Raw genomic sequence first — 16,019 nt, forward strand, 5'->3', positions numbered from 1 at the left:
CCCTAGAACATTCATCGTCTTGAGCTAGATTCTCGAAAACGAGTCCCGGTGGCGGGGAATTCCCGCACTCTTGGACCAAGCGCCCGACCTGCAAGGACGCGCGAGGAAACGAGCCAGGAGCCGCCCAATGATCCCGCAGACGACCGCCGCCGGTGCGCCGCCGCCTCGTCCAGGCCCGTGGTACACCCACCTCTACGTCCAGGTGCTGGTCGCCATCGTCGCCGGGGCTCTGATCGGTCACTTCTGGCCCAAGTTCGGCGCCGACCTGAAGCCGCTGGGCGACGCCTTCATCAAGCTGGTGAAGATGGTCATCGCCCCGGTGATCTTCCTGACCGTCGTCACCGGCATCGCCGGCATGCGTGACCTGGGCCGGTTCGGGCGCGTTGCGCTGAAGGCCTTCGCCTATTTCCTGACCTTCTCGACCCTGGCCCTGATCATCGGCCTGATCGTCGCCAACGTCGTCCAGCCGGGCGCGGGCATGAACGTCGACCCGGCCACCCTGCACAGCGACAAGATCGCCGACTACGCGGCGAAAGCCCACGAGAGCACGATCGTCGGCTTCCTGCTGCACATAATCCCCAGCACCGTGGTCAGCGCCTTCGCCGAGGGCGAGATCCTGCAGGTGCTGTTCTTCTCGGTGACGTTCGGTATCGCCCTGGCCCTGGTGGGCGATCGCGGCCAGCCGGTCGTCGACATGCTTGAGGCGATCTCCATCGCCTTCTTCAAGCTGGTGGCCATCCTGATGAAGGCCGCCCCGATCGGCGCCTTCGGCGCTTTCGCCTTCACCATCGGCAAGTACGGCATCGGCTCGGTGATCAACCTGGCCGCCCTGGTCGGCACCTTCTACGCCACCTCGGCGATCTTCGTGCTGGTGGTGCTGGGGGCCGTGGCCCGGGTCAACGGCTTCTCGATCCTAAAGCTGCTGCGCTACCTCAAGAGCGAGCTTCTGCTGGTGCTGGGCACCAGCTCTTCGGAATCGGCCCTGCCCAGCCTGATGGAAAAGATGGAAAAGGCCGGCTGCGCCAAGCCGGTGGTCGGTCTCGTCGTTCCGCTGGGCTACTCGTTCAATCTGGACGGCACCAACATCTACATGACCCTGGCGGCGCTGTTCATCGCTCAGGCCACCGGCGTGCACCTGTCGCTGGGCGATCAGCTGGCCCTGCTTGGCGTGGCCATGCTGTCGTCAAAGGGCGCGGCGGGCGTCACCGGCGCGGGCTTCATCACCCTGGCGGCAACGCTGTCGGTGGTGCCCAGCGTCCCCGTGGCCGGCATGGCCCTGATCCTCGGCGTCGACCGCTTCATGAGCGAGTGCCGCTCGCTGACGAACTTCATCGGCAACGCCGTCGCCACCGTCGTCGTCGCCCGTTGGGACAAGGCGCTCGACAAGGACGCCCTGGACGCCGCCCTGGCTGGCCGCGCGACGCCGGTCGATCCCGAGCCGCTGCCCGCGCCAGCCGAGTAGGCCTCTCCACCGTCCCGTGGTCGAGGCCGCCCGCGCGGCGACCTTTCATCTGGCGCCCCTAAAGCCATGTCCGCCTGAGCGGGAGCCTGAACCCGGGCCAGGATCGACAGCCGGCCGAGCGCGGGCGTGCAGCTGGGCGCCGACGTCACGGTCGCCCAGGCCCGCCTGCAGCTGAAGTTCTGAGCGCCGTCCGCAGGAAGTCGATCGTCTGGCGCACCGCGGCCGTCGCGGGCGGCGTGTCGCGCAGGGCTTCCAGCACCATGAAGTCGTGGATGGCCCCGATCAGCCGCAGGGCCGTGACCTCGACCCCGGCTCGCATCAGCTTGCGGGCATAGGCTTCGGCGTCGTCGCGGGTGACGTCGGCCTCGGCGGTGATCACGAGGGTCGGGGGCAGGCCGGTCAGGCGCCGCAAAGGCGTGTCGAGCACGAAGGCCTGCGTTTCTCCGTCCGCCGTCGCCCCCAGGCAGTCCTCGAAATAGCGCAGGTCGTCGGCCGTGGGGCCGGGGCCTTCGGCGAAGGCCAGGCTCGAGGGGCTCTGGCCGACGGGCGCGGTGATCGGGCACAGCAGGGCCTGGCCGGCAAGCGCGGGACCGTCGGCGATCGCAAGCCTGAGAGTCAAGGCCGCGGCTATCGCGCCGCCCGCACCGTCGCCAGCTAGCGCGATACGGCTGGCGTCCAGGTTCAGGCTGGCCGCGCGCTCGACGAGCGCGATCAGCGCGGCGTGGGCCTGCTCGATCTGGGCGGGATGCCGGGCCTCGGGCGCCAGGGCGTAGCCGACATGAGCGACGGCCGCGCGAGCGCCGAGCGCCAGGCTTCGCATCAGCCGCTCGTGCGTGCCCGCGCCGCCCATGATCCAGCCGCCGCCGTGCAGGTAAAGCACGACCGGCAGCGGACTCTCTTCGCCCGGCGGGCGCAGGATGCGGATCGGCAGGCGCTCGCCGCCGGCCAGGTGCAGGACAAAGTCGACGGCCGCGATCTCCGGCAGGTCGGACTGCGGCGCCTGGGCCTGTGCGAAGGCCGAGCGCACAGCGTCGAGCGGCTGGTCGCGCAGGGCGGCGGGCCGGCGGTCCAGGCGGTCGTCGACGAACTGCTGGGTGGCGGGGTCGAGCACCGGATGGGCCGAGGCGGGCGTCAGCACCGGGGTGGCTGCGAGGTCGTTGCGGGACAAGGCGAGGGTCCTCAGGCGAAGGCCGCGTCGGCGGCGGCGATGGACGGCTCCTGTCCGCGCTGGTGCAGGCGCCGCCAGGCCAGCGGGCTGGTCTCGAAGGCGCGGCGGAAGCGGTTGGAAAAGTGGGCCTGGTCGGCGAAGCCGCAGGCGGCCGCGATCTGGCCCAGCGGCTCGTTGGTCTCGATCATCATCTGGCGGGCGCGGTCCAGACGGCGCTGGATGATGTGTTCGCGGGCCCCGCCGCCGTAGCTGACCGCGAAGGCGCGCGAGAAGTGGCTGACGCTGAGGCGGACCAGGGCGGCGAGGTCCGACACCTTCACCGGGGCGTCCAGATGGGCGGCCAGATGGGCGTCGACGCGACGCACCTGCCAGGGCGCCAAGCCGCCGGTCAACGGCATGGGGCGGACGCCGTCCAGCAGGCGCTTGCCCTCGCGCTGCACCAGTTCGACCGCCTCGCGCACTCGACGTTCGGCGGCGAGGCGATCCTGACGGGCGGCGGCCCGGGCGTCGGCCAGAAGGCCGGCGATCAGCTCGGGCAGGGCGCCGGCGTCCAGGTCGATCACGTGATCGAAGCCGGCGACAGCGGCGGGGGTCATGGGTTCGAGGGACATGGCTGCGTTCCTTTCAGCGCCGGCTGGCCGCCGGTGTGAAAGCACGATGCCAAGGTCCCCCGCCGAGCGTGAGTTAAGCGTTGTGTAGAGTTGTTAAGCGCGAAAACGCCTTTGAAAGCAACCGCTTGAAGCCTTGCCTCATGCGCCGCGACCGGATGTTCAGTCCGTGCTTAGCAGCGCCCTGGCCGCGCGACGGTCCGGACAGCCGGGAACGTCGGGCATGGCCTCAAGAGCCTCGCGCACCCGGCCCGGCTCGGCCAGCGACACGGCGATGCGCAGCGCCCAGGCGCCGGACCCTTGAACGCGAGCCAGGTCGAGCGCTTCCCGCAGGCGCGGCTCGCGTTGGTCCGGCGCGCCGGCCATGGCCGACAGGCGCATCAGTTCCGGCCCGACCCACAGCGAGGTCTCCTGCTCCAGGCGCGCCAGCATGGTCGCGTCGGCGAGTCCTGCGTCGACGGCGGCGAAACATTCGACCTGCATAGGGAAGGCTTCCGGCGACACACGCACGGCCGGATCCAGGGCGGCCAGATAGCCCTGGCCCCACAGCTCCCAGAAGCGCACGCCCCGGCCGCGCGCGCGCTCCAGCAGGCGTTCGACCCAGGCGTGGGCGAGGTCGACGCGGCCGGTCCAGAGCGCCACCGGCACGGCGCCGACGGCCAGGCCGTAGCAGATGGTCAGGTCATGGTCGGTGGCCAAGGCCGCGTCGGCCGTCTCCTGCGCCAGGCTCAGGGCCTGCGCGGACTCGCCCCGCAGCCACAGAATTCGCATCTTCAGGGCCTGGGCCGCGATCGTGTCGTTGACTTGGGCGTGGTTGGCCTGGTTGGCGACCACCGGGCCGGTATGGGTGGCGATCACCCGCTCGATCAGGCCCAGCGCCGCCTGCTGGTCGCCGGCGAAGTGATGGCGCAGGGCCTGCATGTGGTCGGCGGTCTGCAGGGCGGCGGGATCGCCCACCGCCTGGGCGATGGCCTGGAAGCCGTCGGCGAAGACAGCGCAGTCGGCGTAGCGGCCGGCAAGAATGGCCTGGGCCCAGCGCCCCCAGCCGGCGCGCAGCCTCAGGCCCGGATCGTCCAGCGCTTCGGCTATCTCGAGGGCGCGGGCGAAGGCGGTCTCCATCGCCGTCGTGGGGCCGTGGGTGTGCCACAGGGCATGGCCCTGGGCGGTCAGGAGTTCGACCTCGGCCGCCGAGCCGGCCAGGTCTGTGGCGGCGATGCGCTTCAGCGCCGTCTCGACCAGGGCCAGGAACTCGCGCGGCAGGCTGAGGTGGAACCACAGCGGCGCGGAGACCACGGTCAGGCGGATGGCCAGCGGCAGGTCGCCGGCCGGGCTGAAGGCCCAGGCCAGGGCGGCGCGCACGTCGTCGACCAGCCGGCTCTTCTCGGCCAGCCATTCGCGGCGGGCCCGCCCCTCCCAGGCGCTGTCGGTGTCGGCCAGTTCGGCGCAGCAGTATTCGGCGTGACGGCGGGCGATCGCGGCGGCGTCTGGACCTGCCGCCAGGGCCTCGCGGGCGTAGGCGCGGGTGGTGTCGAGCAGGCGATAAAGGGTTGTCGGCCCCGAAGCGTCGACTGCCAGCAGCGACTTGCGGGCGAGGGCGGTGACGATGTCGAGCACGGCGTGGCGGCCGATGGTCTCGTCGGCCGCCACGGTGCGGGCCGCCTCCATCGGAAAGCCGCCGGCGAAGACGCCCAGACGGTCCAGCACCGTGCGGCCCTCGATCGGCAGCAGGCCATAGCTCCAGTCGAGCGTGGCGCGCAGGGTCTGCTGGCGGGGCAGGGCGGTGCGGCGGCCCTTGGTCAGCAGGCTGAAGCGGTCGTCGAGATTGGCGGCCAGTTCGGCGGCGCTCATCATGTCGATGCGGGCGGCGGCCAACTCCAGCGCCAGCGGCATGCCGTCCAGCCGGCGGCAGATCTCGGCCACGGCGGCGGCGTTGGCGTCGGTCAGGACGAAGGCGTCGTCGGCCGCCCTGGCGCGCTCGACGAACAGCTGCACGGCCGGATAGCCGCCGGCCGTCTCCGCGTCGATCATCTCGCTCTCCGGAGCGGGCAGGGTCTGCAGGCGATGCACCCACTCGCCCTCGGCCCGCAGCGCCTCGCGGCTGGTGGCCAGCACCAGGGCCGCAGGCGCGCCCTGGTGTATGGCCTGCGCCAGATCGGCGGCCGCATCGACCACATGCTCGCAGTTGTCCAGCACCAGCACCGCCGGGGCTTTGGCCAGACGAGCGACGACCGAGGCCTCGGCGTCGCGGCCAAAGCCTGGCAGGTCGAGCGCGGAAGCGGCCGTGCCCGCCACCAGTTCGGAGGTGGCGACCGGGGCGAGGTCGACGAACACCCAGGGCAGGCCCTGGGCCTGGGCTACGCGCTCGGCGACGGCCGTGACCACCGTGGTCTTGCCGATGCCGCCGGGGCCGATCACGGTCATGAATCCGCGCTCGGGCAGCAGCTCTACGAGACTGTCGACGATGGCGTCGCGGCCGACGATGCGGCGGCCGGCAGGCCTCGGCCGCGCTGGGGCGTATGGTGCGGCCTGCGGAACGGCCGGGGCTGCGCCGGGGCGCTGCACCGGGGCGACGAAGCGATAGCCGCGGCCCTGCTCGTTCAGCACGTAGCGGGCGCCGTCACGACCGTCGCCCAGGGCCTTGCGCAGGCCGGCGATGTGGACGCGCAGGGTGCTCTCGTCGACCGTCACGTCGGCCCACACCCGCGCCAGCAGCTGCTCCTTGCTCAGGAGCTCGCCATCGGCGTCGATCAGGGCCAGCAGGATGTCCAGCGCCCGGCTGCCGATCGCCACCGGCTCGCCGCCCGCGCTCAGCAGCCGCCGTTCCCGGTCCAGGGTGAACGGGCCGAAGGCGAGCAGGGAAGCGGGGGCGGTGCTGGACGGCATGGGGCGGTTTCGCGCGGATTCGTTTTGCGCCGATAGAACTAATCTTGCGCGATGGCGTGACCGTGACCCCTTTCAGCCACCGAGATAGGCTGCGTTGACCGCGGGATCGGCGGCGATCTGCGCCGAGGTCCCGTGGGCCACGATCTGGCCGCCGCTGAGCACATAGGCCCGGTCGGAGACCGACAGCGCCAGGCCCGCCATCTGGTCGACGATCAGCAGGGTCAGCGCCTGGTCGCGCAGGTCGCGGAAGGCGGCGAAGATCTCCTCGATGACGCGCGGGGCCAGGCCCAGCGACGGCTCGTCCAGCAACAGCACCTTGGGGCGGCTCATCAGGGCGCGGGCCAGGGCGAGCATTTGCTGTTCGCCGCCCGACAAAAGGCCCGCCCGCTGGTGCAGGCGCTCGGCCAGGCGCGGGAAGCGGGCCAGCATCTCCTGGGTGCGGGCCTCCAGGTCGCGGCGCTCGAGGAAGGCGCCCAGGCGGATGTTGTCGCGCACGGTCAGTTCGGGAAACACCTGCCGTCCCTCGGGCGACAGCACCACGCCCTTGCGCACGCGCTCGTTGGCCGGAAGGCCGTTCATCAGGCCGCCCTCGAAGGCGACCTGGCCCGCGGCGGCCGGGTGCAGGCCGGCGATCACCCGCATCAGGGTCGACTTGCCCGCGCCGTTGGCGCCCAGCAGGGCCACGGCCTCGCCCTGCCGGACCTCGATCTCGACACCCGACAGCACGGGCGCGGCGCCATAGCCGGCGGTCAGGTTGACCACCCGCAGGGCGTCCAGACGGCTGACCAGTCCGCGATCGACGGGCGCAGAGGCCGGGGCGGAGCCCAGATAGGCGGCGCGGACGACCGGATCGGCCTGGATTTCTACGGGCGTGCCCTGCGCGATCTGCACCCCGGCGTTCAGGACCACGACGGCGTCGGATACGCCCATGACCAGACCCATGTCGTGTTCGATCAGGCCTACGGCGACGCCAGCCTCGGCGATCTCCTTGAGCAAGGCCGCCAGACGGCGCTTGTCCTCCTGCGACAGGCCGGCGGCCGGCTCATCCAGCAGCAGGACGTCGGGGTCCAGCGCCAGGGCGCGGGCGATCTCGACCAGGCGGCGGTCGACGTGGGCCAGGTCCCCGGCGGGGAGCGTCGGGTCGCCGGCGTAGCCACAGGCGTGCAGCAGGGCGCGGGCGCGTTCACGCTCTGCGGTGGGGGTGAAGCGGGCGAGGGGGGAGCCGAGCTTGCCCCGTCGGGCGGCGAGCAGGACGTTGTCCTCGACGCTGAGGCTCTGGAACACCTGCGAGGTCTGGTAGGAGCGCGCCACCCCGGCCCGGGCGGCGGCGAAGGCCTGGCGGGGCAGGGGCGTCTGGCCCAGCAGGCAGCGGCCGTCGGTGGGGCGATAGAAGCCGCTCAGCAGATTCATCACCGTCGACTTGCCCGCGCCGTTGGGGCCGATCAGGGCCGTCACCTGTCCGGGCGGCAGCGAGAACCGGGCGCCGTCCAGGGCGCGCAGGCCGCCGAAGCGCATGCCCAGGTCTTCGGCCCGCAGAGCAGCGCGGGGACGGGCGGCTAGCAGCCCGGCCAGCGGCGGGGCGGTCTCGGCGGCAAGCGGGGCGGAGGGCTTGGGTTTGAAGGGCAGGGCGTCGCAAAGTCCGGCCAGCCCGCGCGGGGCCAGCCACAGCACCACCATCAGCAGGGCGCCGAACACCAGGATACGATAGGCCTCAAAGCCAGACAGCAGTTCAGGCAGCAGGCCCACGACCAGCGCGCCCAGCAAAGGCCCGAGGCGGGTTCCGGAACCGCCCAGAATCACTACCAGCACGAACAGGATCGACTGGGTCAGGTTGAAGGTCTGGGGCGTAACGAACCCGGCCATAGGTGCGAACAGGCCGCCGGCCGCGCCCGCGAACAGGGCCGAGACGGTGAAGGCCAGGGTGCGTATGACCGTGGGGTTCAGGCCGATGGAGGCGGCGGCGACGTCGGTGTCGCGCACGGCCCGCATGGCCGCGCCCCAGCCGCCGGCCGAAAGCCGCGCAAAGGTCAGCAGCGATGCGCTGGCCACGGCCACGGCCAGCATGGCCATGCCGTTGGCGTCCAGCGTCTGACCAAAGAGGCTGGGGGCGGGAATGTCGAGGATGCCGTTCTGGCCGCCGGTGACCCCGCGCAGCTCGACGAGTCCATGCTCGACGATCAGGCCGAAGGCTATGGTGACCATGGCCAGGTATGGGCCTTTCAGGCGAAGGGCGGGGATCGCCATCACCGCCCCGACGCCGCCGGCCAGCAGCGCGCCCAGGGGCCAGGCGATCCAGAAGCTGACGCCCAGCCGCGTGGTCAGCACCGCCACGGCATAGGCGCCGATGGCGTAGACGCCGGCATGGCCGAAAGACATCTGGCCGCCGAGGCCGATCAGGATGTTCAATCCGACGCCGACGATCGTCAGCAGGGCGATCTGGCCCAGCACGAAGGCGTAGTAGCTGTCGAGCATGCCGGCCAGGACGAGGGCGGCGACGATCCCGCCCAGCGCGGCCAGGGTGGAGGCGAAGGAACGCATGCTCATACCTTTCGCACCTCGGCGCGGCCCAAGAGGCCGTCGGGACGCAGGGCCAGGGCCAGGATCACCAGGCCGAAGGTCAGCATCTGGGTGTAGCCCGAGCCCAGCACGCTGGCGGACGCGGCCTCGACCACGCCGAACAGCACGCCGGCGGTCATGATCCCCCACGGGTTCTTGAGGCCGCCGAGGATGGCGACGGCGAACGCCTTGAGGCCAAGGACGACGCCCATGTCGGGCTGGATGGTGAACAGCGGCGCGACCAGGGCGCCGGCCATGCCGGCCAGGGCCGAGGAAACCGCGAAGGCCGCCGCGATCATGGCGCCGACGGGAATGCCCATCAGGCTGGCGGCGTCGCGGTTCTGGGCCACGGCCAGGATCGCCGTGCCCAGCAGGGTCTTGCGGCTGATCCAGTGCAGCGCCCCCGCCGTGGCCAGGCCAATGACGGGGATCAGCAGGTGCAGGGGATAGACGCCCAGCGAAGCGCCTCCGACGCTGACAGACGAGGCGGTCAGGATCGAACTCAGGCTGCGCGGCTCGGTGCCGAACAGGAAGAGCGTGGCGTTGTCGGTGACCAGGCCCAGAGCGACCGTGGCCATCAGCCAGGCGTCGGACTTGCGCTTGAGGAACGGCCGCACGGCGAGGCCCTCGACCATCAGGCCGTAGAGGCCGCACAGCGCGATCGCGGCGGGCGCGGCCAGCAGCATCGGCCAGCCCAGGGTGCGTTCCAGCGTGAACAGCAGCACCGCGCCCAGCATGGCGCTGGTTCCTTGCGCGAAGTTCAGCGCCCCGCAGACCGAGAAGGTGATGTGGAAGCCCAGCGCGATCAGCCCGTACATGCTGCCGAGCGCCAGGCCGCTGAGGAGGGGAGCCAGAAAATCCATGGCCTAGCCGCGCTGGACCGGCACGATGGCGTCGCCTTCGAAGCGGGCCCAGACATAGTCCTTCTCCGTCAGGGCGTCGTGGCGGCCGTCGGCGAAGGGGCGCTCGTAGGTCTTGATCAGGCCCTCGTAGCGGTCGATGGCGGCGAAACCCTTGCGTACGGCCTCGCCGTCGGTCGTGCCGGCCTTGTCTATGGCCAGGGCGCTCAGGCGCAGGGCGTCATAGGCGTTGGCCACGCCCACGGCCGGCGAGATGTCGGCCGGCGACTTGATGTCGGGATATTTGGCCATCAGCGCGGCCAGCACCTTGTCGCGCGCGGGCGTGACCGGTCCCGCGAAACTGTAGGTCTGGACGAAGGTCACGCGGCCGGCGTTGGGGCCGGCCAGTTCGCCAAAGCGCCCGCCTGCCGGGCCCCAGTGCGAGACCACCGGCACGCTCCAGCCCATGCGGTCGAGCGAGCGCACGACCTGGGCCGAGGGGCCGACCGTGCCAACCAGCAGCAGGGCGTCGGCGCCGGCCGCGCGCAGGCGGCCAAGCTGGGGCGTGACGTCGACGTCGGAAGGCTCGAAGCGCTCGGAACCGGCGAGGGGAGAGCCGGCCGCGGCCAGGGCCGCCTTCAGGCCCTTCTCGTTGGACTCGCCCCAGGCATTGTTCAGCAGGATCAGGCCGGGGCGCTTGGCGGCGAAGGTCTCGCGGGCATAGGCGACCATGGCCTTGTCGACCTCTTCGTCGACGGCCGAGACGCGGAACACGAAATTGGGGCTGGTCCCGTTCTGGGTGATGGCGGTGCCGGCCGCCCACGGCACCATGAAGGGAACCTTGGCCTGGCTGGCGATCGGCACGATGGCGCGAGCCACCGGGGTGTCGAGCCCGCCGAACAGCACCGCCACCTTCTCGCGGTGGATCAGTTCGCGGGCGGCGGTGACGCCTCGGGCCGGGTTGCTCTCGTCGTCGCGGCGGACGAGTTCCAGCTTGCGGCCGCCCAGCACGCCGCCAGCGGCGTTGATCTCGTCGATGGCCACGGTCAGACCCCGGGTGATGGCTTCGCCCGAGCGCGCCGACTGGCCGGAAAGGGCGGTGACCAGGCCGATCTTCACCGCCCCTGCGCCGCCCTGGCTCTTGCAGGCGGCCAGCAGGACGGCGAGGCTTCCGACGGCGAACATGCGGCGGGACGGATTCGACACGAGACACCTCATTGTGCTGGCGCAGCCGCTCGGCGACGGGCCCTGTTCGAAGGCGAGTTAATCGCGTCGTTCGCTCCTCGGCTCATAAAATCGTCAACGATTTTTAGAAATATGCGTCGACATTCTGACTGTGCAGAAAGTCGACATTCGTCATTGCAAATCTGCTCGCGATCGCGGCATCGTGGGTTCAAGGCGGTCGGTCGGCGCGGATCCCCGGTTGCATCGGGCCCGATGCGGGCGCCTACAACCGCAATCACCAGTTTCGGCGGATTTCATGACCCAGACGCCTCCGGCCAAGCCGCGCAACGCCTCGAAGACCGCCGCCGGCGCGCGCAAGGCCGGTCGTGGCCCGGCCAAGACCGACATGGCCGGCATCGCCGCCATCGATGGCGGGGCCGATGTCGAGCAGCGCATCTACCAGTCTGTGTTCGACGGCGTGCTGAACCAGCGCCTGCCGCCGGGGACCAAGCTGCCGGAGCCCGCCCTGTGCTCGCTGTTCGGGGTCAGCCGGGCGGTGGTGCGCAAGGTGCTACAGCGGCTGGAGCATGACCACATCGTCGAGCTGCGCCCCAACCGCGGCGCGGTCGTAGCCGCTCCGACGCCGGAAGAGACCCGCAAGATCTTTGAGGCCCGCCGCGCGCTGGAAGCCGCGCTGGTCGAGCTGGCCGTCCAGCGTCACAGCGGCAAGGATATCGAAGAATTGCACGCCCTGCTGCACCAGGAGGAAGAGGCCATGGCCAACGCCTACCAGCCGGCCTGGGCCCAGACGGCGCGCAACTTTCACCTGCGGGTGGCGGCCCTGGGCGGCAACCCGATCCTGCTGGCTTACCTGACCGAGCTCATCTCGCGCTGCTCGCTGATCGTTGCGTTGTACGAGCCGGCCGGCAACGCCGCCTGCGAGCACGAGGAGCACTGCGATATCGTCGACGCGATCTCCAAGGGCGACGCCAAGCGCGCCGTGGCGGCGATGAACGCCCACCTGGTCGGGCTGGAGGAGCGGATCTGCCTGGAGCGGCCGTCCTCGGTGAAGACCCTGGCCCAGATGCTGAACCTGGCCTGAGCCGCGCCATGCACGTCGATTTTGCCAGCATCACCGCCTATCAACGCTACAAGCTGATGGCGAGCCTGATCGTGCCGCGGCCCATCGCCCTGGTGACCACGATCAACGCCGACGGCGTGGTCAACGCCGCCCCCTTCAGCATGTTCAACATGCTGGGCGAGGAGCCGCCGCTGGTGATGATCAGCATCAACCTTCTGGCGTCCGGCGGGCTGAAGGACACGGCCGCCAACATCGTCACGTCCGGCCAGTTCGTCGTCCATCTGGCCGACGAGGCCATCGCCGCCAAGATGCACGCCTGCGGTGAGGCGCTGCCGGCCCACCAGAGCGAACTCGACAAGGTGGGGCTGACCACGGCGCCCTCGGTAGAGATCGCGCCGCCGCGCATCGCCGAGGCCCCGGTCGCCTTCGAATGCGCCCTGTGGGAGACGATCCGCACCGACAGCCGGCTGATCTTCTTCGGCAAGGTGCTGCACCTGCACGCCCGCGAGGGACTGATCGACACCAGGGCCTGGCGCGTCAGCCTGCAGGATTACTTCCCCGTCGGCCGTTTCGGCGCCAGCTTCTACGTCACCACCCGTGACCGCTTCTCGCTGGAGGACGAGGCGGGCAAGGTGCGTGAGACCGAGATCGACCGCATCTAGGTCGTCCGCCTCGGGAGGATCGTCGACGATCCTCCGACTTCCATCCCGCCCCATAACCACATTCGATGATCGACGGCGCCCCAAGGTCGGGCGCCTCGCCCGGCCGCGCGGCCAAAAAAACTGGCAGACATAACGTCGACACTGATTTATTAAATCGTCGACGATTTAATTTTAGATCATCGACGAAATTCCAGTTTCCCTGAAGTCGTCCCTGGCGGCCCGGCGACCGTGCCGATCCCGCCGCCGAGGACACGGCCGCGTGGGGATACGCGCGCCGCACTCGCAACAGGGGATATGGCGATGACGTTCATGAGAAGGCTTTCGACCGGCGCCGCGATTGGGGTGATCGCGATGGCGGCCGCGCCCGCGGTGGTCCAGGCCCAGGTGATCACCGGCGCGATCCAGGGGCGGCTGACCGACGAGGCCGGCGCGCCCGTGGCCGGCGCCCAGGTGACCATCGTCCACGCGCCCTCGGGCACGACGACGACGGCGACCACCAGCGCCGACGGCGCCTTCTCAGCCCGCAACCTGCGTCCGGGCGGTCCCTATCGGGTGACGGCCAACTCGGAGACCTACGGCGCCAAGACCGTCGAGGTGCCGGCGGTCAATACCGGCGACGCCTTCCAGCTGAACTTCGTCCTCGACGGCGGGGCCGTCGATGCGGTGGTCGTTACCGCCGCCTCGGTCGGCGCCAAGGACCTGAAGACCGGCCCCAGCTCCAACTTCAGCGCGGCCCAGATCCAGCTGGCCCCTTCGATCAGCCGCGACCTCAAGGACTTGGCGCGGATGAACCCGTTCGTGGCCATCGACTCCACCAACAGCAAGGCGCTGATCTGCGGCGGGGCCAACAACCGCTCCAACTCGCTGACCATCGACGGCGTGCGCCAGAACGACGACTTCGGCCTGCAGGCCAACGGCTATCCGACCCAGCGCTCGCCGATCTCGATGGACGTGGTCGAGACTCTGGGCGTCGAGCTGGCGCCCTATGACGTCAACTACGGCTCGTTCGGCGGCTGCACGATGAACGCCACGACCAAGTCGGGCGGCAACGCCTTCCACGGCATGGTGTTCTTCGAGAACACCAACCAGAACCTGCAGGGCAAGAAGTTCGAGTACGACGACTTCCAGGACGGTTCGCGCCAGAAGCGCACCCTGGGCGGCAAGTTCTCGGAAAAGACCTGGGGCGCCACCCTGACCGGCCCGATCATCAAGGATCGCCTGTTCTTCACCGCCAACTACGAGAAGTTCGAACGGGTCGAGCCGTCGCTGACCGGCCCGGTCGGTTCGGGCATGCCCAACGAGGTCCCCGGGGTCACCGTCGCCCAAGCCGAGCAGGTGCGCGAGATCATCAAGCGCGTCTACGGCTACGATCCGCTGGGCTATTCAGCCTCGCAGTTCCGCAATCTGGATGAGAAGTACTTCATCAAGCTGGACTGGAACATCAGCGAGCGCCATCGCGCCACCGTCTCCTACCAGCGCACCTACGGCTCCAACCTCAACGCCTCGGGCAACACCCTGACGGGCGCCTCGACGTCGCTGGGCCTGCTGTCGAAGTGGATCGAGCGCGAGAACAATCTCGACGTCTACAAGGCCCAGCTGTTCTCGAACTGGACCGACAATTTCACCACCGAGCTGTCGGCCTCGTACAAGAAGATGGACAATCCCTCGACGCCGCTGGCCGGCACGGACTACGCCCAGTTCCGGGTGTTCGTGAACGGCGCGGGCGTTGGCCCCAGCATCTATGCCGGCACCGACGCCTCCTACCAGGCCAACGAGCTGACCACCTATCTGCAGCAATACCGCGCCAAGGGCGTCTACACCCTGGGCGCCCACAAGATCACCGGCGGCTACGAGCGCGAGGCCCTGAAGATCTGGGACGTCTTCGTCCAGAACGCCAACGGCGCCTATGTCTTCGACTCCATCGCCGACCTGGAGGCGCGCCGCGCCTCGTCGCTGGCCTACGCCAACGCCGGCGACAACATCAAGGCGCACGGCGGGGCCACGATCCACTCGGCCATGAACACCGTCTATCTCCAGGACGAGTGGGCGATCCTGCCGAACCTGACCGTCAAGGCCGGCTTGCGCTACGACTGGTTCGAGCAGAGCGACAGCCCGCAGGCCAATCCGGTGATCCTGGCGCGCTATGGCCTCGACAACAGCGCCAATCTCGACGGCAAGCACCTGCTGCAGCCGCGCTTCGGCTTCAACTGGCAGCCCGATCAGACCCTGACCGTCTACGGGGGTGTCGGCCTGTTCGGCGGCGGCTCGCCCACGGTTTGGACGGCCAACACCTTCTACAACACCGGCATCGTGCTCGGTAACGTCAACTGCGCCCGCACCGCCACGGCCAGCGCCGCGTGCCTGGCGGGGCTGAACAATGTCGACGCCAAGGCCGTCAATCAGGCCGTCCAGCAGCTCAACACCGCCAGCGCGGCGACGGGGCAGGGGCTGACCAACATCCTCGATCCCGACTTCAAGCCGCAGTCGTCGTGGAAGGCCTCGATCGGCGTCCAGAAATACTTCGACCTGGGCCGCTTCGGCGGCGACGACTGGCGGGTCAGCGCAGAGTATATCCGCACCGAGGTCAAGGACGCCGTCACCTGGCGCGATCTCTACAGCGAGGCAAATCCCGGTCCGGCAGCGCCCGACGGTCGCCCGACCTTCCTGCGCGGCCGCGACAACCGCTACGATATCCTGGTCACCAACACCGGCAAGGGTCACACCGACCAGCTGGGCGTAGCGCTGGGCAAGCGGTGGTCCGACGGCTGGCTGGACGGCTTGGACGCCCAGCTGTCGCACACCTACATCAATTCCAAGGACGTCAATCCGGGCATCAGCACGGTGGCGGCGGCCAACTACAACGGCGTGGCGACCGACGATCCCAACGATCCGTCGCTGGCGACCTCCAACTACGAGTTCCGCAACCTCTCCAAGCTGTCGCTCAGCTATCGCCGGGAGTTTTTCTCGGGCTACCGCACGGGGATCAGCCTGTTCGCCCAGCGCCGTTCGGGCCTGCCGTTCAGCTACACCTTCGACGTCGGCGCCAACGCCGCCCAGGCCGGCGATGTGCTGGTGGGTGAGAACGGCTCGAACGCCTCGCGCAATCGCCAGCTGCTCTATGTGCCCCAGACGGCAAGCGGCCTGGTCACCGCCACCAGCGACCCGATCATCACCTATGCGCCCGGCTTCGACTTCGCCGCCTTCAACGCCTTCCTGCAGAAGACCGGCCTGATCGACTACGCGGGCAAGATCACCCCGCGCAACGCCTTCAAGTCGCCGGAGGTCACCACGATCGACGTGCGGATCAGCCAGGAGGCTCCGGCCTTCTTCCCGCACGCGGCCAAGGCCGAGATCTATGTCGACATCGAGAACCTGGGGAACATGCTCAACAACAAGTGGGGCGTAATCCAGCAGGTGCCCAACCCCTACGTCTCGTCGAACATCGTGGTCCGCAACTGCCAGTTCGCCGGCGTCGGCTGCGCCGCAGGGCAGGGGAATTTCTACCAGTTCGACAAGTTCACGTCGAAGGCCGCCACCAGCTTCAACACCCAGTCCGTCTGGCAGGTGAAGCTCGGCGTCCGCTACAAGTTCTAGAG

The 16,019-nt window shown here is 69.6% G+C and carries 10 protein-coding genes; 4 read left to right on the forward strand and 6 right to left on the reverse strand.

What is annotated here, in order from left to right:
• Nucleotides 1–127: 127 nt before the first annotated feature.
• Entirely contained in the window at nt 128–1,462 is a 1,335-nt protein-coding gene (locus DDF67_RS21630; RefSeq protein ID WP_109454860.1) for a dicarboxylate/amino acid:cation symporter, read from the forward strand.
• Between the two features lie 145 nt (nt 1,463–1,607).
• Here DDF67_RS21630 and DDF67_RS21635 read toward each other — a convergent pair whose 3' ends face one another.
• From DDF67_RS21635 to DDF67_RS21660, 6 genes are all read right to left on the reverse strand, one after another.
• A complete protein-coding gene (locus tag DDF67_RS21635) occupies nt 1,608–2,630 on the reverse strand; it encodes an alpha/beta hydrolase (RefSeq protein WP_109454861.1) in 1,023 nt (340 codons plus the stop codon).
• 11 nt (nt 2,631–2,641) lie between these two features.
• Complete coding sequence (locus DDF67_RS21640; protein WP_109454862.1) at nt 2,642–3,241, reverse strand: helix-turn-helix transcriptional regulator; 600 nt, start codon at nt 3,239–3,241, stop codon at nt 2,642–2,644.
• 159 nt (nt 3,242–3,400) lie between these two features.
• Entirely contained in the window at nt 3,401–6,121 is a 2,721-nt protein-coding gene (locus DDF67_RS21645) for an ATP-binding protein (RefSeq protein ID WP_109454863.1), read from the reverse strand.
• A 72-nt stretch (nt 6,122–6,193) separates the two neighbouring features.
• On the reverse strand, nt 6,194–8,659 hold the full coding sequence (locus tag DDF67_RS21650) for a branched-chain amino acid ABC transporter ATP-binding protein/permease (protein WP_109454864.1): 2,466 nt from the start codon (nt 8,657–8,659) through the stop codon (nt 6,194–6,196).
• A 2-nt stretch (nt 8,660–8,661) separates the two neighbouring features.
• Nucleotides 8,662–9,540 carry a branched-chain amino acid ABC transporter permease gene (locus DDF67_RS21655; protein WP_109454865.1) on the reverse strand — a complete coding sequence of 293 codons (879 nt, stop codon included), beginning with the start codon at nt 9,538–9,540 and terminating at the stop codon, nt 8,662–8,664.
• A 3-nt stretch (nt 9,541–9,543) separates the two neighbouring features.
• Nucleotides 9,544–10,722, reverse strand: coding sequence for an ABC transporter substrate-binding protein (locus tag DDF67_RS21660; protein WP_199229306.1), 1,179 nt, complete (start codon nt 10,720–10,722; stop codon nt 9,544–9,546).
• A gap of 274 nt (nt 10,723–10,996) precedes the next feature.
• On the opposite strand from DDF67_RS21660, the gene DDF67_RS21665 reads away from it, so the two are divergent.
• The 3 genes from DDF67_RS21665 (at nt 10,997) to DDF67_RS21675 (ending at nt 16,017) form a co-directional block, all read left to right on the forward strand.
• Complete coding sequence (locus tag DDF67_RS21665) at nt 10,997–11,782, forward strand: GntR family transcriptional regulator (protein WP_109454867.1); 786 nt, start codon at nt 10,997–10,999, stop codon at nt 11,780–11,782.
• An 8-nt stretch (nt 11,783–11,790) separates the two neighbouring features.
• A complete protein-coding gene (locus DDF67_RS21670) occupies nt 11,791–12,423 on the forward strand; it encodes a flavin reductase family protein (protein ID WP_109454868.1) in 633 nt (210 codons plus the stop codon).
• A gap of 309 nt (nt 12,424–12,732) precedes the next feature.
• Nucleotides 12,733–16,017 carry a TonB-dependent receptor gene (locus DDF67_RS21675; protein WP_199229307.1) on the forward strand — a complete coding sequence of 1,095 codons (3,285 nt, stop codon included), beginning with the start codon at nt 12,733–12,735 and terminating at the stop codon, nt 16,015–16,017.
• Nucleotides 16,018–16,019 lie beyond the last annotated feature (2 nt).

The sequence above is a fragment of the Caulobacter endophyticus genome (assembly GCF_003116815.1).
Classification (GTDB): domain Bacteria; phylum Pseudomonadota; class Alphaproteobacteria; order Caulobacterales; family Caulobacteraceae; genus Caulobacter; species Caulobacter endophyticus.